This window comes from Amycolatopsis acidicola, assembly GCF_007713735.2.
GTDB classification, from domain to species: Bacteria; Actinomycetota; Actinomycetes; order Mycobacteriales; family Pseudonocardiaceae; genus Amycolatopsis_E; species Amycolatopsis_E acidicola.
Genome location: NZ_VMNW02000049.1, coordinates 13,088 through 40,014, shown reverse-complemented (window position 1 = coordinate 40,014; position 26,927 = coordinate 13,088). Strand labels below are relative to the sequence as shown.

24 protein-coding genes, 2 pseudogenes and 1 riboswitch are annotated in these 26,927 nt (G+C 67.4%); of the genes and pseudogenes, 16 read left to right on the top strand and 10 right to left on the bottom strand.

Annotated elements, in window-relative coordinates:
- Window positions 1-215: 215 nt before the first annotated feature.
- From FPZ12_RS27600 to FPZ12_RS27590, 3 genes are read left to right on the top strand one after another with little or no spacing between them, the layout of a single operon-like run.
- Window positions 216-545, top strand: coding sequence for a hypothetical protein (locus FPZ12_RS27600; protein ID WP_144749279.1), 330 nt, complete (start codon window positions 216-218; stop codon window positions 543-545).
- Entirely contained in the window at window positions 538-1,665 is a 1,128-nt protein-coding gene (locus FPZ12_RS27595; protein WP_144749282.1) for a putative T7SS-secreted protein, read from the top strand. The genes FPZ12_RS27600 and FPZ12_RS27595 overlap by 8 nt, the downstream gene beginning before the upstream one ends.
- The gene (locus FPZ12_RS27590) at window positions 1,665-1,979 is read left to right on the top strand and encodes a hypothetical protein (RefSeq protein ID WP_144749284.1); all 315 of its coding nucleotides are present in this window, start codon (window positions 1,665-1,667) and stop codon (window positions 1,977-1,979) included. The genes FPZ12_RS27595 and FPZ12_RS27590 overlap by 1 nt, the downstream gene beginning before the upstream one ends.
- A 232-nt stretch (window positions 1,980-2,211) precedes the next feature.
- Here the strand turns inward: FPZ12_RS27590 and FPZ12_RS27585 are convergent, their stop codons facing one another.
- The 4 genes and pseudogenes from FPZ12_RS27585 to FPZ12_RS27575 all read right to left on the bottom strand — a co-directional run bounded on the left by FPZ12_RS27585 (window position 2,212) and on the right by FPZ12_RS27575 (window position 5,061).
- Window positions 2,212-2,883: a hypothetical protein gene (locus FPZ12_RS27585; RefSeq protein ID WP_208026033.1), complete on the bottom strand. Its 672-nt coding sequence runs from the start codon at window positions 2,881-2,883 to the stop codon at window positions 2,212-2,214.
- 466 nt (window positions 2,884-3,349) lie between these two features.
- Window positions 3,350-4,216 (bottom strand): ImmA/IrrE family metallo-endopeptidase, encoded by an 867-nt coding sequence (locus tag FPZ12_RS27580; protein ID WP_243770055.1) that lies wholly within the window; start codon window positions 4,214-4,216, stop codon window positions 3,350-3,352.
- A 72-nt stretch (window positions 4,217-4,288) separates the two neighbouring features.
- Window positions 4,289-4,462 (bottom strand): annotated as a pseudogene (locus FPZ12_RS47140) (helix-turn-helix domain-containing protein); the annotation flags it as partial.
- Complete coding sequence (locus FPZ12_RS27575; RefSeq protein WP_144749290.1) at window positions 4,462-5,061, bottom strand: hypothetical protein; 600 nt, start codon at window positions 5,059-5,061, stop codon at window positions 4,462-4,464. The gene FPZ12_RS27575 and the pseudogene FPZ12_RS47140, both read right to left, overlap by 1 nt.
- Before the next feature lie 1,577 nt (window positions 5,062-6,638).
- Window positions 6,639-6,852: riboswitch (cobalamin riboswitch) on the top strand.
- A 64-nt stretch (window positions 6,853-6,916) separates the two neighbouring features.
- On the opposite strand from FPZ12_RS27575, the gene FPZ12_RS27570 reads away from it, so the two are divergent.
- Window positions 6,917-9,685, top strand: a complete 2,769-nt coding sequence (locus FPZ12_RS27570; RefSeq protein ID WP_144749292.1) for a ribonucleoside-diphosphate reductase subunit alpha — start codon at window positions 6,917-6,919, stop codon at window positions 9,683-9,685.
- Window positions 9,682-10,740, top strand: coding sequence for a ribonucleotide-diphosphate reductase subunit beta (locus FPZ12_RS27565; RefSeq protein WP_144749294.1), 1,059 nt, complete (start codon window positions 9,682-9,684; stop codon window positions 10,738-10,740). The genes FPZ12_RS27570 and FPZ12_RS27565 overlap by 4 nt, the downstream gene beginning before the upstream one ends.
- Window positions 10,741-10,787: 47 nt before the next feature.
- On the opposite strand, the gene FPZ12_RS27560 is transcribed toward FPZ12_RS27565, so the two are convergent.
- The gene (locus tag FPZ12_RS27560; RefSeq protein ID WP_144749296.1) at window positions 10,788-11,942 is read right to left on the bottom strand and encodes a cytochrome P450; all 1,155 of its coding nucleotides are present in this window, start codon (window positions 11,940-11,942) and stop codon (window positions 10,788-10,790) included.
- A 90-nt stretch (window positions 11,943-12,032) separates the two neighbouring features.
- Here FPZ12_RS27560 and FPZ12_RS27555 point away from each other — a divergent pair, with 90 nt between their 5' ends.
- The gene (locus FPZ12_RS27555) at window positions 12,033-13,082 is read left to right on the top strand and encodes a TetR/AcrR family transcriptional regulator (RefSeq protein ID WP_144749298.1); all 1,050 of its coding nucleotides are present in this window, start codon (window positions 12,033-12,035) and stop codon (window positions 13,080-13,082) included.
- 95 nt (window positions 13,083-13,177) lie between these two features.
- Window positions 13,178-13,741, top strand: a complete 564-nt coding sequence (locus FPZ12_RS27550) for a hypothetical protein (RefSeq protein WP_144749300.1) — start codon at window positions 13,178-13,180, stop codon at window positions 13,739-13,741.
- Between the two features lie 85 nt (window positions 13,742-13,826).
- On the opposite strand, the pseudogene FPZ12_RS27545 reads toward FPZ12_RS27550, so the two are convergent.
- Window positions 13,827-15,765: pseudogene (locus FPZ12_RS27545) on the bottom strand (acyltransferase family protein).
- 71 nt (window positions 15,766-15,836) lie between these two features.
- Here FPZ12_RS27545 and FPZ12_RS27540 point away from each other — a divergent pair.
- The 8 genes from FPZ12_RS27540 to FPZ12_RS27500 all read left to right on the top strand — a co-directional run bounded on the left by FPZ12_RS27540 (window position 15,837) and on the right by FPZ12_RS27500 (window position 23,533).
- A complete protein-coding gene (locus FPZ12_RS27540; RefSeq protein ID WP_144749302.1) occupies window positions 15,837-16,511 on the top strand; it encodes an alpha/beta fold hydrolase in 675 nt (224 codons plus the stop codon).
- Between the two features lie 203 nt (window positions 16,512-16,714).
- A complete protein-coding gene (locus tag FPZ12_RS27530; protein WP_144749304.1) occupies window positions 16,715-16,987 on the top strand; it encodes a PASTA domain-containing protein in 273 nt (90 codons plus the stop codon).
- A 77-nt stretch (window positions 16,988-17,064) separates the two neighbouring features.
- The gene (iolC, locus tag FPZ12_RS27525) at window positions 17,065-18,033 is read left to right on the top strand and encodes a 5-dehydro-2-deoxygluconokinase (protein WP_144749306.1); all 969 of its coding nucleotides are present in this window, start codon (window positions 17,065-17,067) and stop codon (window positions 18,031-18,033) included.
- Entirely contained in the window at window positions 18,026-18,895 is an 870-nt protein-coding gene (locus FPZ12_RS27520) for a Cgl0159 family (beta/alpha)8-fold protein (protein ID WP_144749308.1), read from the top strand. The genes iolC and FPZ12_RS27520 overlap by 8 nt, the downstream gene beginning before the upstream one ends.
- A complete protein-coding gene (iolB, locus tag FPZ12_RS27515) occupies window positions 18,892-19,731 on the top strand; it encodes a 5-deoxy-glucuronate isomerase (protein WP_144749310.1) in 840 nt (279 codons plus the stop codon). Before FPZ12_RS27520 ends, iolB begins: the two co-directional genes overlap by 4 nt.
- Window positions 19,728-21,581: a 3D-(3,5/4)-trihydroxycyclohexane-1,2-dione acylhydrolase (decyclizing) gene (gene iolD, locus FPZ12_RS27510; RefSeq protein WP_144749312.1), complete on the top strand. Its 1,854-nt coding sequence runs from the start codon at window positions 19,728-19,730 to the stop codon at window positions 21,579-21,581. The genes iolB and iolD overlap by 4 nt, the downstream gene beginning before the upstream one ends.
- Before the next feature lie 15 nt (window positions 21,582-21,596).
- Entirely contained in the window at window positions 21,597-22,532 is a 936-nt protein-coding gene (locus FPZ12_RS27505) for a TIM barrel protein (RefSeq protein ID WP_144749314.1), read from the top strand.
- A complete protein-coding gene (locus FPZ12_RS27500; RefSeq protein WP_144749316.1) occupies window positions 22,529-23,533 on the top strand; it encodes a Gfo/Idh/MocA family oxidoreductase in 1,005 nt (334 codons plus the stop codon). The genes FPZ12_RS27505 and FPZ12_RS27500 overlap by 4 nt, the downstream gene beginning before the upstream one ends.
- A gap of 44 nt (window positions 23,534-23,577) precedes the next feature.
- Here FPZ12_RS27500 and FPZ12_RS27495 read toward each other — a convergent pair whose 3' ends face one another.
- The 3 genes from FPZ12_RS27495 to FPZ12_RS45740 form a co-directional block, all read right to left on the bottom strand.
- A complete protein-coding gene (locus FPZ12_RS27495; protein ID WP_144749318.1) occupies window positions 23,578-23,850 on the bottom strand; it encodes a DUF6295 family protein in 273 nt (90 codons plus the stop codon).
- Between the two features lie 9 nt (window positions 23,851-23,859).
- On the bottom strand, window positions 23,860-24,600 hold the full coding sequence (locus tag FPZ12_RS27490; RefSeq protein ID WP_144749320.1) for a dienelactone hydrolase family protein: 741 nt from the start codon (window positions 24,598-24,600) through the stop codon (window positions 23,860-23,862).
- Window positions 24,601-24,699: 99 nt separating this feature from the next.
- Window positions 24,700-24,840 (bottom strand): hypothetical protein, encoded by a 141-nt coding sequence (locus FPZ12_RS45740; protein ID WP_166462928.1) that lies wholly within the window; start codon window positions 24,838-24,840, stop codon window positions 24,700-24,702.
- A gap of 222 nt (window positions 24,841-25,062) precedes the next feature.
- Between FPZ12_RS45740 and FPZ12_RS27485 the strand changes: the two genes are divergently transcribed.
- The gene (locus FPZ12_RS27485) at window positions 25,063-25,347 is read left to right on the top strand and encodes a DUF3040 domain-containing protein (protein ID WP_144749322.1); all 285 of its coding nucleotides are present in this window, start codon (window positions 25,063-25,065) and stop codon (window positions 25,345-25,347) included.
- Here the strand turns inward: FPZ12_RS27485 and FPZ12_RS27480 are convergent.
- Complete coding sequence (locus FPZ12_RS27480) at window positions 25,332-26,912, bottom strand: RyR domain-containing protein (protein ID WP_144749324.1); 1,581 nt, start codon at window positions 26,910-26,912, stop codon at window positions 25,332-25,334. The two genes, FPZ12_RS27485 and FPZ12_RS27480, sit on opposite strands and share 16 nt — an antisense overlap.
- Window positions 26,913-26,927: the final 15 nt, after the last annotated feature.

Genomic DNA, 26,927 nt, shown 5'->3' with positions numbered 1-26,927 from the left:
CGGGTGCCGGTGGTTGCTGCGGCCTTGAGCACAAGCTTTGCGGTGGCCTCGGCAGCCTGGCGGGCAAGGGTCGGCAGGACGCTGGAACAGGTGCCGGCGGTGAGCACGATGCTGGCGTGCCCGAGCATGTCCTTGTCCACGGCCCTCGCTCAGGCGTTTGCACAGGTTGGCTACGCAATGGACACTCGTGGAGCGCTTTCAGTGACCGTGGGGGTATGCGAGCAGTGGATGGACCGGGTTTCCATGTGGATGTCGACCGGGTCGACGAGGCCGCAGCAGGCATCCAGCAAAGCGTCGATGACCAGGACAACTTCGAGCTACGAGACCTCTGTGGCGACGCTGCGCTATACGGTCACACCGGCGTGCACGACGCCTTGATGGACCTGTGCGTCCGCTGGAGCGACGGTCTGGACACACTGACCGATGACGCCGGCGCCATTAGCGATGCCCTGTCCAAAGCGGTGCAGGCCTACCGCAGCATCGACACGGACACGATCAAAACCCTGACCAGCGACCCCGGCGAACAGGCTGTCGACGGTGGCTGAGCTCGGCGACACACAAGACCCGAAACAACTTGTGCCCGGGACTCCCGAAGCGATCGAGGAGAACGCGCGAGTCCTGCGCGCCCGCGCCGATCGGGCCGGCCGCGCCGGTGAAGGGCTGCAGGCGATCGACACCGGTGCCTGGGACGGACCGGCAGCGAAGGCGTTCCACGACAAATTCAGCTATGAGCCCGGCAAATGGCTCACCGCCTCCGATGCGCTGCAAGCAGCCGCAGGCACGCTCGAGGACTACGCCACCACACTTCGCTGGGCACAATCACAAGCCACCGAAGCCATCGCGCAGTGGAACCAGGGCCAATCCGCCACACAGCAAGCCACGGCGGAACACAACCAGGCAGCGGCGCAAGCCGCAGCGCAGAACCAACCACCACCCGCCTTCTCCGACCCCGGAGAAGCGAACCGACAAGCCGCCCGAGACACGCTGGACCGTGCCAGGACTCAACTGGCATACGTAGGCGACTCCACGGCGAACGCCTTACGGGACCAGGCGACACCGGCCCCGCAGGAATCGAGTTGGCTCGACGACCTCGGGAACTTCGTCGTGGATGCCGGAACTCACCTGGTGAACGGACTTGCGTCATTCGGCAACGCGATGATCAACCACCCCCTCGACGTTCTCACGGCCGCCGCCGGCGCAGGCTTGACCGTCATCAGCGCCGCCGGGGAGGGACTCGGCGTCGCCCTGGACGCGACCGGCATCGGCGCCGCTGCCGGCGTACCGATCAACGCCATCTCGGCGGCGGGTATGGCCACCGGAGCCACGATGGCAACCGGCGCTGTGGCCGACATGGCAATGCACGCCTCCGGCGACGACCACGTCTCTCCCATTGAGTCATCGGCAAGCTCCTCCGACGACGTGCAGGAACTGTCCGCGTCCCAGCAGCGCTCAGTTCGCTCACTGCAACGCAACATCGAAGAACACGAGGACAAACTCTCGAAATACCGCGAAAACCCGGACGCTTACGACAACCAGGGAATCCTGAAAAACGCACCGACACCCGAGATACGGCAACGTATCATCGACGGCAGGATCCGACACCTGGAAACCGAAATATCCACCTTCAAACAACAGATCAACGACATCCTCGGAGGCCGCGGGTAATGAGTGACCCCTTACAAATTTCCACACAGCACCTTCGCGCGGCTTTCGAGGCAGCTCTAACCCGCCTTACCGAGCAAGAGGGGGAAAACATCACCCTGGAGCGCGACTATTTCTGGTCGGTTCCGCCGAACGAACTTTACAACGTCTATGAGCAGCCACAAGAACTCACAATCGGACAGCTCTCCGAATCCTGGCAAAACATCCAGAAGCTGACCGAAGACACCTCGGCCGCGATCCCCCAACACCTGATCTGGATCGCCGACATTCTCCGCGCACTCGGCCACAGCAAAACACGCAAGCCTTTGACGCAGTAGACGCATATCGCGCGGCAGGCACAGGAGGGTCTTGTTCGCCGTACTCCCGAGGACGGCAGGCGAATATGAACGAGACGGTCGCACGGGGCGGGGCTAGCCGATACAGTAAGACCTGCGACTGAAGAAACACGTATCCGCTCCATCCAGCATGATCACGGCCTGCGGGGTGGCGAAGATCTTGTCGTCGCTCTCGTCCATTGGCGGGAGTTGGGCGGTTGTGACGCGCATGAAATCACCAAACGTAGGGACCGGCGGCAAGTTCGCTGTCGGTGATGGCCAGCCCGTCGTAGGTCGCGCGGACGACCATCGACATCGGCTGTGCACCGACTTCCCGGAACACCTCGGCGAGATGCGTTGTCAGGTAGTGCGTCGCGCCGAGTGATCCGATTCCGTGGATACCCGCGATATGGACGATCACACGGTTGTCGATCATGTGCCGTGCCACATACGCCACGTCGGCGGGCTGCGGCTGCTTCGGGTCGTCGGTGGGTGAGCCGACGCGGGATCCGTCCACTCGCTGCTCGATCCACCATCGGCCGTCGTCCTCGACCATGCCCAACGCGGGATCTTGCGCCATGAGGTCGGCGCCGATCGGGGCGGACTTCGGGCCGCAGACCACGATGACGTCTCCCGCCGGCACTTCCGTTCGCTCGGGTTCGATGGTGTAACGGCTGGTTCCCAGAGACATGCTGGTCAACAGGACTTCGAGCTGGTTGCCGGTCTCCGCGTCCTCAGCGGCGATCAACGGGCGTTCGCGGTCGGTCGTCTGGTAGCGGTACGGCACACCGATACTGACCGGGCCGACGCCGAAGAACACCCGCTCGGCGACCGGGGCCGTGCTGCGGATCTGCGTGATCCGGCCCTTCGTGATGCCCAGCGCCGCCGCGATCTCCGTGTAGCTCATCCCCTGGTCGCGGTGAGCCTCTTCAATCGCGGCCTTCCGCAGGCGGGCAAGCTCGGTGGCGCGTTGCTGGTACACGCGCGAGCGCGGGGAACATCTGGATCTCCTGCTGCTTGGTGACAACACGGTGATCTTGCCGGACGAGATCCTGACTGATGACCGGATGGACCGGCTGGATCTTGAGCCACGGCGGAAGTACCGGGAGCGCTTGGCCGCTGGGTATGGGTACGACGACGAGCAGGCGGAGTTGCGGAATAGGGAAGGCAGGTACTGGATCGCCGAGACGGCACCCGAAGCTGCATGGCACGGCATCGGAGTGACCCAGGCACGCCTCAGACACACCCTGGCTAGCGGCAGCAACAGACGGCGCTTACAACACGCTGGAACATCTCAACCTAATTGCCTGGCCAGCCTCTCTCAATAGCCCAAGGAAAGAGTTGCAGGATTTACTTAAGAGGTCTTTCAATAACTAACCCGAACGCGCAGCACGCCTGGCTTGAAAATCGACCACATTCTCACCCTTGACGCGCGTAAAACTCGGGCCAACAAACGGGAGCTCCGAAGCCTTGGCGTGCCTATCGACAATATTGGACGCGAGTTCTTCCGACCATGCCGCTTCGGTTGCAAGCAATGGAATGTTCGGCCCAGGCCCGTATCGCATTTCGGCCATTTTTCTAAAAGCACGCGGTTTTTCCACCGGAACATGTCCTGGCTCTGCCCGGTTCCATCCACGTGCACTAATCTGCCTGTAAAGGCCGACAGCCCGATCCTGGTCTATGAGATTCAATTCACGCGCTCGCCTGATCAACGTTCGAAGCGAGACGCCCCAACTTGTCTTCATCATAGTCAAAGTTGACAACGTTATTTTACTCGGAAACTCGTTCTTGATGCTATTGATGGGCGTCAGCAGCTCAGCCGCGAAGGCGTCTGCCTCCCGCTCAACTTCTTGCCCGCTGCGTTGACCGTCATGCAACACGAGGTGCCCCAGTTCGTGTGCTGCCGTGAACCGTAGCCTGTCTCCGGGAACCCCGTCCAAAAGACAGATTGTGGGTACTCCCTCTCTCCAAGCACAGAAAGCATCGATGTTTGATTCGACGATGGGGAGACCTATAACCGTCACGCCGACCTTTTCAACATCAAGGATCAACGAGTGTATCGGCTCGTCTGAATTGAATCCTAGCCAGGACCTAACTTCCTGTGCAGCATCACGGGGATTTGCGCCATAAAGTTGACGCAGGCCGACCGGGAATAGCGTGTTCCCGCCACTTAGTTCTTCAAATTTCTCCGCAATCAAACGCGCCCATTGCAGCGCGGAGTTTCGCGCACTTTCAGTCACTCTGCTTCGCGCTCGAAATTGGGGCGTGTGCGCTCGAAGGTCAACATCAGGAGATCTCGTAAGAAAGTCGACCGTCACACCCGTGGAAGCCGCAATCAGTGTAGCGACCTCTTCGGTGGCTTCCACTCTACCCTTTTCAATGCGAGATAATTGCGATTGAGTTATTTCGGGGATATTCTGTATTAAGGCAGCCTGAGTAAGCTTATGCATTTCTCGCAACTGCTTAATTCGTTCCCCGTAAAACATTATGTCGTTCCAGTTTCCAGGTTAGGATATTCAATGTCGGCTTGAAGGAGGCGCAAGTCTTCCGCGCGCAGGTTCGCCATCGCTCGCGTAAGTTTGCCCTCCCAACTGCACTTAAAGCTATCCCTGCGGTGGTCGCCTGCTACCGGCCGGTACATCCGCATCTGCTCGTCGAGCCTACCTTGATCATCACTCCAGGTGAGAAGGATGTTGTCTGCATCAAGCCCATCGAGTGCGGGCTCCTGTCGCCAGAACTCTTGCTTCTTTACCGACCGGCCGGGGAGAGGCGGTGCGATCTTTCCAGACCTCGCCTTACTTGTTCGGTAGACCCGGAGCGCTACCCCCCTGTAGCCGATGAAGATGCCCGACATAGGAACCAGCGGGCGGCCAGAATCCTCGTCGCGGGCCAAGAAGCCTTGTCGAGTGAGCTCCTCAACAGCGAGACGTCGAGCCTGGTGGACGTAGTAGTGCTGATCGTCGTCTCGTTTCAACCTGTAGTCCGCGTGATCAGACGTTGCAGTAGTCAACCCGTACTGAAGGGCATCGAACAGAGCTGGAATGACAGGCTGGATCGCCTGCACAGTGTCACGGTAGCTTGCCATGTGCATATCATGACAGCGAAGTTCACATCTACTGGCTGCGACACACCGCCGCACGGGCCGGTCATCAAGACCACCTCCGCCGTCGCTCGCAAGATCTGCCAGTCGGACAGCTGTTTGGTTCGACGTCAAGGGCTGTCGGGCTTCAGTTGACGCTTGACGTTGCCGAACTTGGCTCTACGGGATCAAAGGCGGCGCGTAAACGCGCCGCTCGGGCCACGCTCAGTCACAAAGCCGGTGGCCGGAACCCTCCGGGGCAATCAGCTCGACTCAGCAGAAGACCCCTGGACCAGCTCTGACAGGTTGACACGGACGGCTGCCCTACCGGCACGGCCCTAACGCTCTGCCTGTGGCTACGACAAACTTGCCGCTGACCACAAGCTCATCGATGGGGGTGTCATGCGACCTGGCTGGTTGATCGCAAAGACGACAATGATCGTCATCCTGGCAGGACTCATAGCCTGGTGGTTCTTCGAGTCGATTCCGGTCCACCTTTGGCTGCCCTGGGGGCTCTTGCCCCTGGCGGTCGTCACCGCTTTTCTTACGCACCGTGTCACGCGGACGCCTCTCACCCCTGGAAGTGTGGCCTGGTGGGTGGCGTCTGAGGCTAGGCAAGGTAACGAGGCACGGTCGTACCACCCGGATCAGCCTCGCGATACTCGGGGACACTGGACCGCAACGAGATCAGGAAGGGCCGCAGGGACTGCGGGCACGCTAGCGACGGTGGCAGCAACGGCTGTTGTAAAGCCCGCGCTCCTCTGGATCCTCGTCCCTTCTGTCTTGCTATTGGCTGCAACTGCCGCAGTCCTCTTCGCCATAATCACCCTCACTGCGGCTCGTGGACGAGACCTGGATCGGCGAGATGCGTCCCATGACGTGCTGCGGACACTGCTTAATCGATCGCAGCCACCTGAAGACAGCTCCGACAATCGCAACGTGGTATCCGGAGCAAACGACCCCGATCCGGAAAAGTGATCAGTCGGAACGACAACGCAGAAGGAGCCGCCCACGTCCGCAACGATCGCCGACGTGGTCGCCTTGCTCAAGCTGGGTACGGCGATCGACGCCCGGCGACACTTCGCGCCACGGCCAACGGGTATCGGGGCAAGCGGGCGGCGCGGCGTCGGAACCGCGGAACGGGTGGAGGCGTACCCTTCGTCCCTGCCTCGCCTTCGCGCCGGGACTGTCTCCGCCCACCTGCACCGTCGCCGGGCTGCCGCTTTACTGCAGCTAAACGACCACAGAACCCCGGAACGGTCCGGAAACCACCGGAAGGCCGCCGGAGCCCGAACGCCAGGTCATGAGCAACAACGAGAAAGATCAACAACCATCCGGCAGTGTTGATCTTGTACCCATAGGTTCCGGGTTCGAGCCCCGGGCGGCCCACTTTTTCGCCTGGTCAAAGTCCCAGCAGCGGCAGCCCGCAGCCCGTCGGCGCGACCGCCACAAACCCCTCCCTCAAAGAGCTCCGACACTCGCCGGATCGCCCATCGGCCCCACAGCCAAGATCGGCGTCCGCCCACGCGGGCACGACACGCCCACACTCTGTGGGGCACCTGCCGAAGATTGGCACAACATGTAGTGTCTCTCGTGCTGGTGGTTCGCCCTTGGTCTTCCGAGGCCGGGGCGACGAGAGAGGGAACCCGGTGGGAGTCCGGGACTGCCCCGCAGCGGTGAGCGGGAACGAAAGCCGTCACGGAGCACTGGGCGCGAGTCTGGGAAGCGACGGCCGGTAGGTCCACCGCGAGGTGGGCGCCCGTGAGTCCGAAGACCTGCCACCTGCCCGTGCGCCGACCGGCGCGCGGCAACCCGGCGGCGACGACCGCCGGGTCCGGTGCGAGCTCGCGAGGAGAGAGCTGTGACCCACAGTGTGGCGGTTCCTGCTGCCAAAAAAACCGGGACACTCCGGGTACTCCGGCGCGACGGGAACGTTTCCCCGTTCGACGCCGACAAAATCTCGGTGGCGCTGGCCAAGGCGTTCCTCGCGGTGGAGGGGGACGGGGCAGCCGCGTCGTCCCGGATTCACCACGTGGTGGCCGAGCTGACCGGGCAGGTGGAGGCCTCCCTGCGCCGGCACGCCAACGGCGAGGCCGTGCACATCGAGCAGATCCAGGACCTGGTGGAGCTGGCGCTGATGCGCGGCGGCCACCACAAGGTCGCCCGCGCCTACGTCCTCTACCGCGAGGAAAGGGCCAAGGCGCGCGAAAAGCCCGTGGACCGCGCGGCTTCCTCGGACGTCGACTGGGCCCGTGTCGAGAAGATCGTCGCCGAGGCTGTGGCGGGGGTCGACGACGTGTCGGCCGAGCCGGTGCTGGCCGAGGTGCGCCGCAACGTCTACCCGGGGATCGGCTCCGGCGAACTGGCGACGGCGCTGATCATGGCCGCGCGCACGCTGGTCGAGCGCGAGCCGAACTACTCCTACGTCACGGCACGCCTGTTGCTGGACAAGCTCCGCGGCGAGGCGTTGACCTACTTCGCCGGCGAGCCAAGGCAATCCAGCCAGCACGAGCTGGACTACCCCGGCTACTTCCGCGCGTACCTGGCCAGGGCGGTCGAGCTCGAACTGGTGGACCCGCGGCTGGCCACCTTCGACCTCGACCGGGTCACGGCCGCGATCAGGCCCGAGCGTGACCTCGACTTTTCCTTCCTGGGCCTGCAAACCCTCTACGACCGTTACTTCCTGCACCACGGCGGCACGCGCTTCGAGCTGCCGCAGGCGTTCTTCCTGCGGGTGGCGATGGGGCTGGCGATCCGCGAGGACGACCGCGAGGCCCGCGCGATCGAGTTCTACGAGCTGCTGTCGTCGTTCGACTTCATGGCGTCCACGCCGACCCTGTTCAACTCCGGCACCACGCGCGCGCAGCTGTCCTCGTGCTTCCTGACCACTGTGGACGACGACCTGGACTCGATCTTCCAGTCCTACAAGAACAACGCGCTGCTGGCGAAGTACTCGGGCGGCCTGGGCAACGACTGGACGCCGGTGCGCGGGCTCGGCGCGCACATCAAGGGCACCAACGGCGAGTCACAGGGCGTGGTCCCGTTCCTCAAGATCGCCAACGACACCGCGGTGGCCGTGAACCAGGGCGGGAAACGGAAGGGCGCCGCCTGCGCCTACCTCGAAACCTGGCACATCGACGTCGAGGAGTTCCTCGACCTGCGCAAGAACACCGGGGACGACCGGCGGCGCACGCACGACATGAACACGGCGAACTGGGTGCCGGACGAGTTCCTCCGCCGCGTGGAGGCCGACGCCGAGTGGACCCTGTTCTCCCCCGACGAAACCCCGGACCTGCACGACCTCTACGGCAACGCCTTCGCCGACGCCTACCGCGCCTACGAGGCCGCGGCCGACCGCGGCGAGATCAAGGTGTTCCGCCGGGTCCGCGCGGTCGAGCTGTGGCGGCGGATGCTGACCATGCTGTTCGAGACCGGGCACCCGTGGATCACCTTCAAGGACCCGTGCAACCTGCGGTCCCCGCAACAGCACGTCGGCGTGGTGCACTCCTCCAACCTGTGCACCGAAATCACGCTGAACACCAGCGCCGGCAACGAAGTCGCGGTGTGCAACCTCGGCTCGGTCAACCTGCTGCGGCACGTGACACCCGCGGGCCTGGACACCGAGCGTCTCGAACGCACCGTGCGCACCGCCGTCCGCATGCTGGACAACGTCATCGACATCAACTTCTACACGATCCCCGACGCCCGCCGCTCCAACCTGCGCCACCGTCCGGTCGGCCTCGGCCTGATGGGCTTCCAGGACGCGCTGTTCGAGCTCGGCCTGCCGCTCGCTTCGCAGGCCGCGGTGGACTTCGCCGATCTCAGCATGGAGCACCTGTCCTACTACGCGATCTCCGCGTCCTCGGAACTGGCCGCCGAGCGCGGGCAGTACGAGACGTTCGAGGGTTCCTTGTGGAGCAAGGGAATCCTGCCGATCGACTCGCTGCGCCTGCTCGCCGAGGCGCGCCAGGGCGACGCGCTCGACGTCGACACTTCGTCCACTTTGGACTGGGAAGCGCTGCGGCAGCGAGTGCGCACCGGCGGGATGCGCAACTCCAACGTCATGGCCATCGCGCCGACCGCGACGATCTCCAACATCTGCGGGGTCGGCCAGTCGATCGAGCCGCAGTTCCAGAACCTGTTCGTCAAGTCGAACATGTCCGGCGACTTCACCGTGATCAACCCGCACCTGGTGGCCGCACTCAAACAGCGCGGGATCTGGGACGAGGTGATGGTCTCGGACCTGAAGTACTTCGACGGCAGCCTGGGGCAGATCGACCGGGTGCCCGCGGACCTCAAACAGCTCTACGCCACCGCTTTCGAGGTGGAGTCCCGCTGGCTGGTGGACGCGGCCTCGCGGCGGCAGAAGTGGATCGACCAGGCCCAGTCGCTGAACCTCTACATCGACGCGCCCAGCGGCCGCAAGCTCGACGAGCTTTACCGCTACGCGTGGCGCAAGGGGCTCAAGACCACGTACTACCTGCGCGCCCGCGCCGCGACGAGTGTGGAGAAGTCGACGCTGCGCGGCACGGACGGGAAGCTCAACGCCGTCTCGGCCACCCCGTCGCCCATCCCCGAAGAACCGGCCGCATGCCGGATCGACGACCCCGACTGCGAGGCCTGCCAGTGACCGACCTCGAGACCTCCGACCTGACCGGACTGGAGGCCATCGCCCACGGCGCGGCCAGGGTGAACGTCGACGACAAGGCGATGATCAACGCCCGCGCCGACGTGAACCAGCTGCTGCCGCTGAAATACCGGTGGGCTTGGGAAAAGTACCTCGCAGGCTGCAACAACCACTGGATGCCGACCGAGGTCGCCATGCAGGCCGACATCGCGCTGTGGAAGTCCTCGACCGGGCTGACCGAGGACGAACGGCTGATGCTCAAGCGCAACCTCGGGTTCTTCGCCACGGCCGAATCCCTGGTGGCGAACAACCTCGTGCTGGCCGTGTACCAGCGGCTGACCAACCCCGAATGCCGGCAGTACCTGCTGCGCCAGGCGTTCGAGGAAGCCGTGCACACGCACACCTTCCAGTACATCTGCGAAAGCCTCGGCCTCTCCGCGGGCGAGCTGTTCAACATGTACCGCGAGGTTCCCTCCATCACCGCCAAGGACGCCTGGGCGCTGAAGTACACCCAGGGCCTGGAAAACGGGGCGCTGCGGGACGACCAGGACTTCCTGCGTGACCTCGTGGCGTTCTACGTGGTGTTCGAGGGCATGTGGTTCTACACCGGGTTCGCGCAGATCCTGTCGCTGGGCAGGCGCAACAAGATGGTCGGCATCGCCGAGCAGTACCAGTACATCCTGCGCGACGAGTCGATCCACCTGAACTTCGGGATCGACTGCATCAACCAGATCAAGCTCGAGAACCCGCACCTGTGGGGCGCGGAGTTCCAGCAGGAGGTGCGCGGGATGCTCACCGAGGCGTGCGCGCTGGAGGTCGCCTACGCGCGCGACACCATGCCTCGCGGGATGCTCGGGCTTTCGGCGGAGTTGTGTGAGCAGTACATGCACTTCATCACCGACCGCCGCGCCCAGCAGATCGGCCTGGCCCCGATCTTCGGCGAGGCCGAGAACCCGTTCCCGTGGATGTCGGAGGCGATGGATCTGAAGAAGGAGAAGAACTTCTTCGAGACCCGCGTGACCGAGTACCAGACCGGCGGATCGCTGGACTGGGACTGAGCCCGGTGCCTGCCGCCGCTTCCGGCGGCGGCAGGCACCGCGGCCCGTCAACGAGTCCGGCTGACGACGAGCGAGGCGAGCCGCCACGTCCCGGGGTCGGGCACACGCGGGGCATCGACGAGCGTGAGGTCGGGAAAACGGCTCAACAGAGCGGTAAGCGCGACCTCCGTCTGCACACGGGCCAGCGCCGCGCCGAGGCAGAAGTGCGGGCCGTGGCCGTAACCGAGGTGCGCCACCTCGTCCCGGCGCACGTCGAGCCGCAGCGGGTCACTGAACACGCGCGGGTCGCGGTTGGCCGCGGCGAGCGCGGCGGTGACGGCTTCTCCTTTGCCCACAGGCATTCCACCGATTTCGACCTCCTCGCGCGCGAACCGCACCACACTCAGCAGCTGCGGCCCGCACCAGCGCGTGAGTTCCTCCACGGCGCGCGGCATCAGGCCCGGCTCGGCGCGCACCGCGGCCAGCTGCCCGGGATGGCGGAGCAATGCCTCGACCGCGTTCGTGACGAGGTTCGTCGGGGTCTGGCCGGCGAGGACGAGATGCCAGACGAACGTGACCAGCTCGGTCTCGCTGAGCTGGAAACCGATCAGCTCGGACAACAGGTCCGCGCCGGGCTCGCGCTCGCGGCGGCCGACCGCGGCCTCGGCGTCGCGCATGATGTCGGGGATGGCCTCGGCGAACTCGCGCGGCCGCCCGGACGCGATCGCGGCGCCGTAAGTGCGCCAGGCGGCGCGGTCTTCGGCCGGGATGCCGACGAGTTCACAGATCACGTCCATCAGCAGCGGCCGGGCGAAATGCGGCAGGAGGTCCACCGGGTCCGCGGCGGGCAGCTCGTCGAGCAGCCTGTCGACGATGCACGCGATACGCGGCCGGAACTCCTGGGCACGGCGCGCGGTGAACGAGGGCGAGACGAGCCGGCGCAGCCGCAGGTGCTCGGGGCCCTCCATCTCCTGCATGGTCCGCATGTACTTCAGGCAGTGCTCGGGGACGTCGGGCCGCAGGTAGCTGTCCGCGCTCCGCTCGAAACGCGGGTCGACCAGCAGCGCCTTCGCCTCCTCGTACCGGGTCGCCGCCACGATCGCGCCGAAGCCCGGCGTGCGCAGCCGCACCAGCGGGCCACGCTCGCGCGCGTCGCCGTAGGCGGCGATGGGATCCCGCAGGACCTCGGGGTCGGACAGCTCGAGTTCGGGCACCGCGACCATGAAAGACTCCCAGATGCTTATCCCAGATGTTCACATCATTTGGATGGTCACCGTATCCTACGTTCGCGAGCACGTCGAGGAAGGGACGAGATGGCCCGGCTGAGCAGGGTGGAGACGCAGGCGCAGAACCGCGGGAAGGTACTCGCCGCGGCCAAGGCGGAGTTCACCGAACGCGGCTTCCGCGAGACCAAGATCGACCGGATCGCCGAACGCGCGGAGCTGACCCGCGGCGCCGTCTACTCCAACTTCCCCAGCAAACGAGCGCTGTACTTCGCCGTGCTGGCGCAGGTGGCCGAGCAAGACGCCGAGCCGGAGCACCCGCCGACGGCACGGACCGCCGGCGACGCACTGGCGGACTTCGCCCGCGCCTGGGTGGACCGGATCCCACTCGCCAGCGACGAGCAGCACAGCCCGGCCCGGCTGGACCGCGACCTGCTCCCGGAGATCGCCTCCGACCAGCGGACCAGCCTGCCGTTCGCGCAGCTGACGAACCTCGGCGCGATCGTGCTCGGGCTCTGCCTGGAGCACACGCGGCACCGGTCGCGCATGGTCCAGGTCGCCGAGCTCGCACTGACGACACTGCACGGCGCGAGCCAGCTCGCCTCGGCGGCGCCGGGCTTCGGCGACCCTTTCCACCTCGTCCTCGCCTGCGAGCAGCTCGCCGGACTCGATCTCGACGACGTGTGGCAACCCGCGTATCTCCAGCACATTTCGCCCGCGCGGCCGGTGGACCAGCCGTGGACGCCACCGGAGCTGACCGACGCGCTCCGCGACGAACCCGTGAAGCCAGGCGACGACGAAGTGGTCGCCGTGCTCGGGCTGCACCGGCTGTCCGCCGTCGAGGAAGCGCTCCGTGTCGCACCGAGTGTCACTTTGGCTCTGGTGACCGGAAATCCCGGCGAGCTGGGCCCGCTCGCCCGCCTCGCCGTCGCCGATCTGCGCCGTTGCCTTCGCGCCGCCGTACCGCCCAAGCACTGGCCCCGACTCCGGATCGTGCACGACGAATCCGGCGCGGTGGCCGCCGCCGCGGGGGTGTCCGCGGTCAGCGATGCCACCGAAACCGCCGTCCGGATCAGGGAAAACCGGATCGTCGCGCGCGCCGAGGGATGGGGCGCCTGCCACGCGGCAGCCTCCACATAGGAGCGGTTCGCGTGAACAGCCGTCAGTAGCCCTGCCACGGGTGGGCTACCATCCGCCTTCCGCCCGGAAAACAGTTCAGATCAAGAGACGGTGTCATGAAAACCTTGACCGCGCAGCTGGCCGCATTCGACGAGCAGAAGGCCGCCCGTTTCCGAGGTATCGTGCTCCGCCAGCTCATCCGGGCCGGTTGCGAAGCCCCGGCCACCACCTCTCTCCTGCATCTTTTCCTGCTCCCGCCCGCCGAGGGCAGCAGCCGGTTCGCGATCTATGAGACCAGCCAGCCCGCGGACTTCTCCCTCGAACTCCCCGAGCTGACCCGTACCGCTGTCGAAGCGCTCAAGGCCGCCGACCTCGACCCGCGCCGGACCGAAGGCGCCGACCAGAGCTGGCGTGAGGTCGACGCCGACGAGGACGCGCTGTACCTCGGCACCGGCGCCAGGTTCGCGAGCTCCAACCCGGAGCTGAACTGCACCACGATCGCGCGCCTCGTCGACGAGACGGCGCTGTATCTGACGCAGACCACCGACGGTCAGCCGCTGCTCGCCCAGGTCAGCAACCCGTGCCTGATCAACGACGAGAAGCTGCCCGCGGCCGAGATCGCCGAACTGGACGCGCCGCCGTTCCAGCTCATCGACACGCTGGAGCAGTGCCTGCGCTGAGCGGCCAACACACCGACGGGAGGGGCCAACACACGCGCGCCAGCGGCCAACACGCCAGCGGGAGGGGCCAACACAGCAGCCGGGGCTATGCGGGCTCGGGGGCGTCGGGCTCCGGCCAGCCGAGCGCGGTGTCCAGCGCACGCTCCACAATGGACGACATCGTGCTCAGGTAGGTCGCGCTGACGTGGTTGTTGTCCAGGTATATCAACACGTTCCCGAGCACCGGCGGGCAGACGTCGGCCGTGCAGTAGTAGTCGCTGAAGTCCCCGAAGGACACGTTCGGCGGGACGTCGTCGAGCTGTGTGTACGGGGCTTCCGGCGCCAGCAGGTCCGCCCTGGCCGTCGCGCATTCGGGGGCGTCCTGGCCGTTGGTCTCCGCGCACGCCGAAGGATCGAAGTCGTAGCGCGGGTTGTCGCGCACGGCGAACACCGGGATGTTCGCCTGGTCCAGTTTCTGCCACTGGGCAACGAAACCTGGCGGGGTGTACTCGGTCAGCCCGACCCTGACCTCGCGCGTCGCGGTGGTGAACACGGCGTCCGGCTGCAGGTCGATGATCTCGTCGGCGGCCGCGGCGTTCCAGTCCCGGCAGGCGGCGTCGTCGGGCACGATCTCGGAGTCGACGGAGAACGGGCAGCCGCCGCGCGACATCACGATCAGCTGCCAGTTCCGCCGCTGCGCGATCGGCTCCAGCGCCGCGATGAACTGCGTCGGATGCGAGTCGCCGACGATGACGATGCGGCGTTCCGGCTCGTCGCTTTCGGTCCGGCACACCTGCAGTTCCGCGCCGCGGGGCGAGTCCTCGCAGTTGTCGATCCAGGCCCAGTCCTCCGGCAGCGAGATGAACGACGGCGCGAGCGGTGCGTCGGGCGCGCCGTCGTACTCGAAGCCCGCGGTGCGCGACATCGCCCCGGGATGGTCGCGGTCGCCGACCGGGATCGTGTGCACCCGTGCCGTACAGCTGCCAGCCGCCGAGCACCGCGGCCAGCGGCAGCATCGCGACGGCCGCGAACCGGTACGCACCCCAGTTCGTCAGCCGGACCGGGTTCTCGATCAAGTGGTAGGTCGCGACGGCCAGCAGCGCCGACAGGCCGATCACGAACGCGCCGCCCAGCAGGCCGACCTCGGCCCGCTCGCGGACGACGAGGTAGAACACGAGCACCGGCCAATGCCACAGGTAGAGCGAGAAACTGAGGTTTCCCACGTACTTCAGCGGCCTCGTGGACAGCACCCGCTCCGCGCCACCGCCGAGCAGCACCAGCGCCGCGGACAGGGTCGGCCAGAGCGCGACGAAACCGGGGAAGACGGTGCCCACCTGGAACACCAGCCCGCACGAGACGAGCCCGATGATCCCGAGCCAGGCGACCAAAACCTGCGCGAGGTGCGGCAGCACGATCCGGTCGATCGCCAGCGCCAGCAGCCCGCCGAGGGCGAACTCCCACACGCGGGTCAGCGAGTGGAAGTACGCCAGCGGCTGGTTCACCGCGGTCAGCCAGATCGAGAACGCGAGCGAGCCGGCGAACAGGACGGCCAGCACGAACACCGGCCGCAGCCGCGCCCAGAAGACGAAGGCGAACAGCAGCGGCCAGACGACGTAGAACTGGCCCTGGATCGCCAGCGACCAGAAATGCTGCACCACGCTGGCGGCGTCGTGCTGCGCGAAGTAGTCGGCCGAGTCCGCCGCCAGCCGCCAGTTCTCCAGGTAGAGCGCGGACGCGAGCACCTCGCGGATCGTCTGCAGCCAGCGCGCCTGCGGCAGCAACACCACGCTCGCGGCGGCCACGACCAGTAACACGGTGAGTGCGGCGGGGAACAGCCGTTTGATCATCCGGCCCCAGGTCGCCCGCAGCGCGATGCGGCCGCGGACGCCGGCGCGGACCAGCTGTCCGGTGATCAGGAAGCCGGAGACCAGGAAGAACACGTCCACGCCGCCGGAAATCCGGCCCAGCCAGACGTGGTAGACCACCACCAGGACGCACGCGAGTGCCCGTAGTCCCTGCAGTTCCGGCCGGTACCTTGATCGCACTTCCGGACCGTATCAAGATGCCTGATACACCGGTTTTGCCGAGGAACGGTTCGATCGTGTGGAGTGGGGGAATGACGACGTATGTTCTGGTGCACGGGGCCTGGCACGGCGGCTGGGCCTGGGAGCGCGTGGCGGCGAAGCTCCGCGCGCAGGGCCACGAGGTGCACACCCCCGACCTCGCCGGTCTCGGCGATCGCGCGGACGGGCTGAGCCCGGAGATCGGCCTGCGCCGGCACGCCACGGAGCTCGCGTCGCTCCTCGAAAGCCTCGACGACGTGGTGCTCGTCGGGCACAGCTACGGCGGTTTCGTGGTGCGCGAGGCGGCCGACCGCCAGCCGGGCAAGGTGCGGCGGATCGTGCTGGTCGACGGCTGGGTGGGGCGCGACGGCGAGTCGATGGACAGCCGCGCCCCGGCCGGTTTCCGTGCCTGGATCGACAAGCTGACGACCGACGGGATCATCGCGGTGGCACGGGCCGCGAACGTCGGTGTGACCGAGCCCGAGGACGTGCGGTGGGTGGAGTCGAGGATGACCCCGCAGCCGCGGCTCACTTTCGCCGAGCCCACCGAACTCACCGGCGCGGTCGAGGAAATCCCCTGTCAGGCGGTGTTGTGCGTGCCCAACACCAAGATCCCGTTCGGCGCCTGGGCAGCCGAATTCGGCTGGCCGGCGGTCGAAATCGCGTCCGGGCACGACGTGCTGGTGACGGAGCCGGACCGGCTGGTCGAGGTGCTCACGGCGGGGTGATCGCTCACCCCGGCGGCGGTGGCGGGTCCGGCGGCGGTGGCTCCGGCGGCGACGGGGGCACGGGTGGCTCCGGCGTCGGTATCGGCCCTGGTCCCGGGTCTGGCAGCGGGTCAGGGCCGGGTGGCACGGGGTGCACCATGACGGCCTCCTTCCAGGGGCTGACATTCCTGGCTACCCGGTCGCGGCGTTCTAAACTCGAAGGTATGCGCGGACGTCGTCCGGTGACCGAGGTGCCCGATGTGATCGGCTTGGGCACCGAGGACGCGTGCGACATCGTCCGCCGCGCCGGGCTGGTCCCACGCGGGCCGGACGGCGAGGCGTCGCCGCAGCCGGGCGTGGTCGTCGCGCAGGCGCCGGTCGCCGGGGCGGGCGCCACCCGCGGCGGCGAGGTCGTGCTGTGGACGCAGCTCGGGCCCGGTTCCGGAAGCGACATCCTTCCACCGCCTCAGACGGATTCGGCCCTGCAGCCCGTGTAACCCGAAGCCCGGTTGACATCAACCCGAAGCGGCCTCCATAGTACGGAGACTAGAGCGCGCTAGTAGAGCGCGCTAACATGCGGAGGTGTGCCGTGGTCCGCAGCTTCGACCTCGTCACCGCGGGCCGGATCGGAGTGGACATCTACCCGCTGCGGACGGGCGTCGGGCTGGAGGACGTGGAGACCTTCGGCAAGTACCTCGGCGGCTCGGCCACGAACGTCGCCGTCGCGGCGGCGCGGTACGGGCTGCGCAGCGCGGTGGTGACCAAGACCGGCGCCGACCCGTTCGGCCGCTTCATCCGCCGGGCCCTGCGCGGCTACGGCGTCGACGACCGGTTCGTCGGCACCAGCGAACACCTGCCGACCCCGGTCACGTTCTGCGAAATCTTCCCACCGGACGACTTTCCCCTTTACTTCTACCGTTTCCCGAAGGCGCCGGACCTCGACCTGCACCCGGAGGACTTCGACCACGACGCCGTGCGGGACGCGAAGATCTTCTGGGTCACGGTGACCGGCCTGTCCGCCGAGCCCAGCCGGTCCAGCACGCTCGAAGCGCTGAAAGCCAGGGGCCGCAACGGAATCACGGTGCTGGACCTCGACTACCGGCCGATGTTCTGGGACTCCCGAGAGCAGGCGCGCGGCTGGGTGCGACAGGCGCTCGACCACGTGACGGTGGCGGTGGGCAACCTCGACGAGTGCGACACGGCCGTCGGCACACGCGATCCTCGCGAGGCGGCGAAAGCGTTGCGGGACAAGGGAGTTCAGCTCGCCGTCGTCAAGCAGGGGCCGAAGGGCGTGCTCGCGGTGGACGACTCCGGTGAGGTCGAGGTGCCGCCGGTGCCGGTGGAGGTGGTGAACGGCCTCGGCGCCGGTGACGCGTTCGGCGGCGCGCTGTGCCACGGGCTGCTGGCGGGCTGGGAGACCGCGCGCATCATGCGCTTCGCCAATGCCGCCGGCGCGTACGTGGCCGGGCAGATCGCCTGCTCGGACGCCATGCCGACGCAAGCGCAGGTGCTCGGGAAACTGGGAGAAGCACAGGGTGTCTGACAGGGTGGCGGCGATCGTCCGGCAGCGGGTCCGGCGGCCGGAGGCGATCGCCGAGGCGGCGGCGCGGCGGACCAGGCCGCGGTCGTTGTTCGGCCCGCACGGTCGTCTGATGATCATCGCGGCGGACCATCCGGCGCGCGGCGCGAACAAGATCGGCGCCGCCCCGCTCGCGATGGCCGACCGCGGCGAGCTGCTGGACAGGCTGTGCCTCGCGCTCGAACGTCCTGGCGTGACAGGGGTGCTGGCCACCGCGGACATCCTCGAGGACCTGCTGTTGCTGGGCGTGCTCGAGGGCAAGAGTGTGTTCGGTTCGATGAACCGCACCGGGCTGGCCGGGTCGAGCTTCGAGATCGACGACCGGTTCGCCTGCTACGACGCGGAAACCATCGAGGCGATGCGGTTCGACGGCGGCAAGATGCTCACCCGCATCGCGCTGGACGACCTCCACACCCCGGGTGTGCTCGCCGATTCCGCGAAGGCGGTGAACGAGTTGGCGCGGCGACGCCTCATCGCGATGGTGGAGCCGTTCCTGTCCCGCTGGGTGGACGGGAAGCTCGTCAACGACCTGTCGTCGGAGGCGGTGATCCGCTCGGTCACCATCGCCTCCGGGCTCGGCCGGACCTCGGCGTACACCTGGCTGAAGCTGCCCGTCGTCGAGGACATGGAGCGCGTGCTGGCCTCGTCGACGTTGCCCGCGGTGCTGCTCGGCGGCGAGGTCGCGGACGTCGACACGGCCTACGCGTCCTGGCAGAAAGCGCTTTCCCTCCCGACCGCGCAGGGGCTTGTGGTGGGGCGTTCACTGCTCTACCCGCACGACGGAGATGTCGCCAAGGCAGTCGACACGGCAGTGGGGTTGCTATGAACCTGTATCGCCCGGCGGGCAGCACCGCCGAAAAGCCGTTCAGCGCGGTGATCACGCCTGAATCCGCGGGCTGGGGCTACTCGGGGCTGCGCATCCTCGAACTCGACGGCACCGAAACCGTGACCACCGGCGAGTTCGAGAGCCTCGTGCTACCACTGTCCGGCCGCTGCACGGTGGCCGTGGACGGGGAGACGTTCGACCTCACCGGCCGCGCCGGGGTGTTCGACGCCGTAACCGATTTCGCTTACCTGCCAAGGGAAACCGAAGCCACGCTCACCGGCAGCGGCCGAATCGCCCTGCCTGCGGCGAAAACCGAAGTGAAGCTCCCCGCTCGCTATCAGCCCGCGGACAAGACGCCGTCGGAGCTGCGCGGCGCGGGCAACTGCAGTCGCCAGGTGAACAACTACTGCCTGCCCGACACCTTCGAGGCCGATCGGCTGCTGGTGTGCGAGGTGCTGACGCCGGGCGGCAACTGGTCGTCCTACCCGCCACACAAGCACGACGAGGCGCGCGAGGACGAGAGCGAACTGGAGGAGATCTACTACTTCGAAGTCGCTCGCGAAGGCATGGGCTACCAGCGTGTTTACGGCACCGGAGAACGTCCGATCGACGTGCTCGCCGAGGTGCGCGGCGGCGACGTGGTGCTGATCCCGCACGGCTGGCACGGCCCGTCGATGGCCGCGCCCGGCTACGACCTCTACTACCTCAACGTCATGGCCGGGCCCGGGCCGGACAGGGCCTGGCTGATCTGCGACGACCCCGCGCACGGCTGGGTCCGCCAGACCTGGGAAGCCCAGGACGTCGACCCGCGCCTGCCCTTCGGGAGCGACCGATGAGACTCACCACGGCACAGGCGCTCGTCCGCTTCCTCGCGGCGCAGTACTCCGAGCGCGACGGCGTCGAGCAGCGGTTCATCCCGGCGATGTGGGGGATCTTCGGGCACGGCAACGTCGCGGGCATCGGGCAGGCGCTGGTGCAGTACCCGCGGGAAATGCCGTACTACTTGGCGCGCAACGAGCAGGGCCAGGTGCACGCGTCGGCCGCGTTCGCCAAGATGCGCAACCGCTTGCAGGCCTTCGCGTGCACCGCTTCCACCGGGCCCGGCTCGACGAACATGATCACTGGCGCGGCGCTCGCGACGACGAACCGGCTGCCGGTGCTGCTGCTGCCGAGCGACGTGTTCGCCACCCGCGTCCCCGACCCCGTGCTGCAGCAACTGGAGGACACCCGCGGCGGCGACGTGTCGGTGAACGACGCTTTCCGCCCGGTGTCGAAGTACTTCAACCGGATCAGCCGCCCGGAGCAGCTCATTCCGGCCGCACTGGCCGCGATGCGCGTGCTCACCGATCCGGCCGAGACCGGCGCGGTCACCCTCGCGCTGCCGCAGGACGTGCAAGCCGAGGCTTACGACTGGCCCGACGAGTTCTTCCGCCGCCGGGTCTGGCACATCGGCAGGCCCGCGCCCGAAGAAGCTGCGCTCGCTCGCGCGGTAGAACTGGTGCGGGGAGCCGAAACCCCACTGATCGTGGCCGGTGGCGGCGTGGTGTACTCCGAAGCCGGGCAGGTGCTGCGGGAGTTCGCCGAGGCCACCGGCATCCCGGTCGCCGACACCCACGCCGGCAAGGGCGCCGTTCCGTGGGACCACCCGTGCGCGGTCGGCGGCCTGGGCTCCACCGGCACGTCGGCGGCGAACGCACTGGCCGCGGAGGCGGACGTGGTGCTGGGCATCGGCACCCGCTACTCCGACTTCACCACCGCCTCGCACACCGTGTTCGGCAACCCGGACGTGCGGTTCGTCAATCTCAACGTGGCCCGCCTCGACGCGGCGAAGCACTCGGCGGAAACGCTGCTCGCCGATGCGCGGCTCGGAATCACCTCGCTGCACAAGGCTTTGCGCGGGTGGCAGGTGGACGAGTCGTACCGGTCGCGCGTCCGGAGGCTGGCCGACGAATGGAACCGCAAGGCCGACGAGTGCTTCACGCTCGGCCACGGCCCGCTACCCGCGCAGACCGAGATCCTCGGCGCCCTCAACGCCGCGTTGGACGACCGCGACGTGGTGCTCAACGCGGCCGGTTCGATGCCCGGCGACCTGCAGATGCTTTGGCGCGCAAGGGATCCCAAGGCCTACCACGTCGAGTACGCCTACTCGTGCATGGGCTACGAGGTGGCCGCCGGCGTCGGCGCGAAGCTGGCCGCACCCGACCGCGAGGTCGTCGTGCTGGTCGGCGACGGCTCGTACCTGATGATGGCGCAGGAGATCGTCACGCTGATCGCCGAGCGGCTCAAGGTGATCATCGTGCTGGTCCAGAACCACGGCTTCGCGTCCATCGGCTCGCTCTCGGAATCCCTTGGCTCCCAACGGTTCGGCACCTCGTACCGGTATCGGAGCGAAACCGGGCTGCTCGACGGCGGGAAGCTGCCGGTGGACCTCGCGGCCAACGCCGCGAGCCTCGGCGCCGAAGTGCTCACGGCGTCCACTGTGGACGAGTTCAGCACCGCGATCGCCCAGGCCAAGGCGAACTCCACGACCACCGTCGTGCACGTGGAAACCGATCCGTACGGCCCGAACCCGCCCGGCTCGGCGTGGTGGGACGTGCCGGTCAGCGAGGTGTCCGAACTCGAATCCACCGCCAAGGCCCGCGAAACCTACGCCGCGCTCAAGCGGACCCAGCGCCACTACCTGTAGGAGCGAGAAGTGCACGTGACAACGGAGTCGCTCATCGGCAACCTCTGCCTCGGCAGCGCACCCGACTCGTGGGGCGTCTGGTTCCCCGAGGACGAGCACCAGACCCCGTACACCCGGTTCCTCGACGAACTCGCGGAAGCCGGGTACGAGTGGCTCGAACTGGGCCCGTACGGCTACCTCCCGACCGACCCCGCGGTGCTCGCCGAGGAGCTCGCCAGGCGTGGCCTGCAGGTCTCCGGCGGCACCACCTTCGGCGCGCTGCACCGGCCCGAGCTGTGGGAGGAAATGCTTGCCCAGACGAGGAAAGTGGCCGAACTGACCACCGCGGCCGGCGCGCACCACCTCGTCTACATCCCGCCGATGTACCGGGACGAGAAGACCGGCGAGTTCACCGAACCGACCGAGCTGACGGCCGCGCAATGGGCGTCGTTCGGCCAACGCGCGAGCGAGCTGGGCAAGATCCTGCTGGAGGAGTACGACGTCCGGCTGTGCCTGCACCCCCACGCGGACAGCCACATCCAGGCCCAGCCCGAAATCGAGCGCTACCTCAACGAGAGCGACCCGAGGTACGCCAACCTGTGCCTGGACACCGGGCACGTGGCGTACGGCCGCGGCGACAACCTCGACCTGATCCGCCGGTACGCCGAACGGATCGGGTACGTGCACATCAAGCAGATGGACCCGGCGATCGTCGAGCAGGTGTATGCGGAAAAGCTCAGCTTCGGCGAGGCGGTCAGACGCGGTGTGTGCGTGGAACCGCCCGCCGGTGTGCCCGACCCGGCGGAGATCGTCGATGCGTTGTCCACTTTGGACGCACAGATCTTCGTGATCGTCGAGCAGGACCTGTATCCGTGCGCGCCGGACGTGCCGTTGCCGATAGCCGTGCGCACCCGCGAGTACCTGGGCAGCCGCGGGCTCGCCGGCACCACCCGCCCGGGGGTGACCGCATGACCGTCGGCATCGGGGTGATCGGGGCCGGGATGATCGGCCAGGACCACGTCCGCCGGATCACCGACGTGGTCACCGGCGCCGAGGTGGTCGCGGTGGCGGACGTGGACGCCGCCCGCGCCGAAGAGGTCGCGTCGAGGGTGCACGCCAGGGCGCTCGCAAGCGGGCAGGACGTGATCGACGACGACCTCGTGGACGCGGTCGTCGTCACGTCCTGGGGGCCGACACACGCCGAGTACGTGCTGGGCGCGATCGAAGCGGGCAAGTACGTGTTCTGCGAGAAACCGCTGGCCACCACGGCCGAGGACTGCCTGCGCATCGTCGACGCCGAGCAAGCCTCGGGGCGGCGGCTGGTGCAGGTCGGGTTCATGCGCCGTTACGACGCCGGGTACCGCGCGATGAAGCAGGTCATCGACAGCGGCGAAATCGGCGCTCCGCTGCTGATGCACTGCGTGCACCGGAACCGGAGCGCGCCCGAGAGCTACCACTCCGACATGGCTGTGCAGGACACCGCGATCCACGAGATCGACACCATCCGCTGGCTGCTCGACGAGGACATCGTGAGCGCGCAGGTGGTGAAACCGCGCAGGACGTCGAACCGGTTCGAGCACCTGCAGGACCCGCAGTTCATGCTGTTCGAGACCGCGAGCGGCGCGCGGGTGGACCTCGAGGTGTTCGTGAATTGCCGGTACGGCTACGACATCCAGTGCGAGACCGTCGGAGAGACCGGCACGGTGCGCCTGCCGGACCCGGAATCGGTGTGGGTGCGCGGCGCCGGGCAGCTGCGCGCGAATGTGGTGCAGGACTGGAAACAGCGGTTCGGCGCGGCCTTCGACCTGGAGTTCACCGAATGGGTTTCGTCCATTGAGGACGCACGACCGGCCGGCCCGAGTGCTTGGGACGGCTACGCCGCCGCCGTGATCAGCGACGCCACCACGGAAGCACTCCACTCCGGCCACGTCGTTTCCGTGCTGCTGAAAGATCGCCCCGCGTTCTACGGGTGAGCCTCACGCGGGACTGTCCTCACTGGACAGTCCCGCGGGTGAGGTCACTGGTTGACCGAAGCCAGTCCCTTGGGCGCGGCGGCCACCGCGCGGTGGATCGCGTCGGCCAGCGCGAGCGCGGCCTCCTCGGTCAGCTCCACCGGCACCCGGGCCGACGGGCCCTCATCGGGGTTGATGAAGTCGATGTTCACGGTGTGGCCGAAGGGCGCGTGCACCGGGTGGTCGACGTACACCGTGGCGTGCGAGAGCTTGAACCAGCCCCGCGCGGCCTTGCCGCTGCCGGTGACCTCGATCTTGTCGGTCTGGTATGTGCACATGAGAACTCCTTACGCCGCGAGGTGCTCGCCGAAGAACCTGAAGATGCGCTGCCAGCCGTCGACCGCCGCCTCCGGGCGGTAGGCGGGCCGGTCCACGGCGAAGAACGAGTGCCCGGCGTTCTCGTAGGTGTGGAATTCGTGCGGCTTGCCCAGCTTGTCCAGTTCCTCGCTCAACCGGGCCGTGGCCTCCGGCGAGGGGTGCTGGTCCTCCGCGCCGAACAGGCCCAGCAGCGGACAGGACAGCTGCGGGGCGAGGCCCAGCAGCGGCTTCATGTCGGCCATCTGCGGCGGCGGGTCCTCGACGATGAAGGCGCCGTAGCAGTCCACGGCCGCGTCGATCTCCAGGCTGCACGCGGCCAGGAACGTCTGCCTGCCACCGGAACAGTGCCCGATCACGCCGATCTTGCCGTTGGCGTCGGGCAGGCCCCGCAGGTGCTCCGCGGCGCCGAGGACATCGCCGACCAGGCGGGCGTCCGGCACCCCGCCCGCGGCGCGGACGGTGGCGGCGGCGTCGTCCGGGTCGGCGCCCGGCGCTTCGCGCGAGTACAGGTTGGGGCACAGCGCCTGATAGCCGTTGACCGCGAACTTCCGCACCATCTCCTTGGTGGCGGCGTCGTAGCCGGGCATGTGATGGATCACGACGACCCCGCCGTGCGGGGCGCCGTCCTCGGGAGTCGCCAGGTAGGCCTCGATCTCGTCGCCACCGTGCCCGGCGATCGAGATCGTTCCGGCCCGAATCTCATCGATCATGACCCCAGCTTGGCACGATCACCTGTCCGGGGCATGAACGCCTGCTCGAGGCCGCCGGCGTCCCGGGTCACGGTGGCGCCGGCGGGCTCCAGGCCGGGATCAGCCGGCCTTCTCCTCGCCCTCTTCGGGCTGCTGCTCGGCGTCGCCGCCGACGAGCTGCTCCAGCCGCTCGACACCGAACTCCGCGGTCAACGCGGCGAAGATCGGGGTGGTCTCCAGCTCCTTCTGGGACACACTCATGTCGTACACCCTCCTCACCCGCCCGTGTGGTCACGTGCGGTTCGTTCTCGCAGGAAAGGCACCGTCCCCTACGCCTCTGCGTCCTACGAGAGTGTTAACGCAAGATTATGTTACCTACTCACAGTGAGCGACCGCCTGACAACCGAAAAAAGTTCACACAGAACGTCGCGATGACAACCGCCCGGGCCCGGCCCATAATGAATGGGAAGAGGCGGTGCGGGCATGGCACTTCACGGAGAAGAGCAGCGGCGGCTGTCCGAGATCGAACGGCAGCTCGCCGAGGAGAATCCACGCCTGGCCCAGCGGTTGGCAGAACTGCGGCCGATGCGGATTCCGAGTGTGGTTCTCGCGATACTGGGCGCCCTCTGTTCGATAGCCTGCGGTTTGTTCCTGATGGTGGCGGGTGCGCAAGCCCACACTTCGTTCCTGATCGTCTTCGGCACCGTGCTCTGCATCGGGGTGCCGACGGCGATCGTCTGGCGAACCTGGCTCTACCGCCTGCGCTGACCGCGGCGCACGATCTTGTAGCCGGCGTCGGCCAGCACCGTCGGCAGCGACAGCACCACGTTGCGGTCCTTCTGCCGTTCTTCCTCGCCCAGCTGTGACCAAGGCCGCAGATCGGGGTGGAGTTTGCGCTCGTTGTCCCGCACCGGGCCGTAGCGCCAGCCGTCGGCCTGACGCTCCTTCATCCAGCGCTCGTGCTCGATCACGGCCAGCCGCTCGATCTCGTCCGGCTCGAACGTGAACGGCGCCTCTTCCAGGCTCGGCACCGCCGCGCAGCCCACCAGCTCCAGCTTGCGCTCGATATCCCCGGCCTGTGCGCGGTTCGCCTCGCGCAGCGTCTCGGGCAGGTCGTCCCAGTTCACCAGCGACGGGTTGGTGGCCCGCGTCTGGCCGAGCGCCTGCTGGTCCCGCAGGTAACGCCGGTGCACGGCGCGCGCCAGCGAATCGGTGATCCGCTCGGACAGATAAACGCTGGCCATGTCCAGTACTCCTACGAACCGCAGCCGGTCCTCTTGACCGTGCTGGACAATCATCTCACCTACACCGGCCAGCTGCGCCATTCTGACGATCACAGTGCCCCGGGTCGCGTCCACGGTAGCCGCCGCCGTGAGGCCGTCGCGCAGCGCCCGCTCTTCGTCATCGTGGCAGACGAACACCCGGTGCACACCTGGTTCCGGATGGTAGACAGGCACCACCTCGACCACGCACGACGCGGCGAAGAACGGGTGCCTGGCCCGGAGTTCGGCCACCGCGGCCGCCCCGTCGGCGTCGACGACGGTGACCTCCACCGGCCCGGTCCCGGCCCGGTCCGCGCGCCGCGCCAGCTCCAGGAGCAGCGCCCGGCCGAAGGCGCTCAGCCCGATCACGACGAGCCGTTCGCCGTCCGGCTGTTCGGTCTGCACGACCTCCTTCGCGGCGACGCCGTCCAGGGAGAAGAAGTCCACCTCCAGTCCCGCCTGCCAGCGCCCGTCGCGCAACGCCTCGCCCAGCTCGGGATCGGCGACGTGCGCGTAGATCTCCAGCGGGGTGTGCACTTTCCGCTCGACCTGGCTGGCGGCGAGCACCGTCGCGATGTTCGCCGGCGTCTCGTCCGCGCAGGCGTACAGCCGCGTGGCGCGGGCCAGCCCGGCGGCGTTCAGCACGCCCGCGTTCCGCGCGCTGGCAACGGAAACGACGCGATGCCCGGCGTCGGCGAGGTGCGCCACGAGCGTGCGGGCGGCCACCGACTCGCCGCAGACGACGATGTGCCCCGCGCGGCGGCGGGCGCGGAGCCGCGCGATCTCGCTGGCGAACAGCAACCGCGCCGTTTCCAGCACCGCGTAACCGGTGACCGCCGGGGTCAGGAAGCGGCTGATCTCCAGCGGCCACGGGTACGGGCCGCCGTTGCTCACCGGCGCGGAGTTGATCACGAACAGCTGCAGGTCGTAGTAGGCGAGGTCGATCGGGCGATGCGCGAACTGCGGCGAACCCGCGAGGTACTCGGCGAGGCCGACGTAGCCGAGTACGAGCGAAACCACGGCCAGTACGGCGAAGAGCACCCGGATCAGCACTGCCGGTCGTGACGTCAACGAGCTCTCCGCACG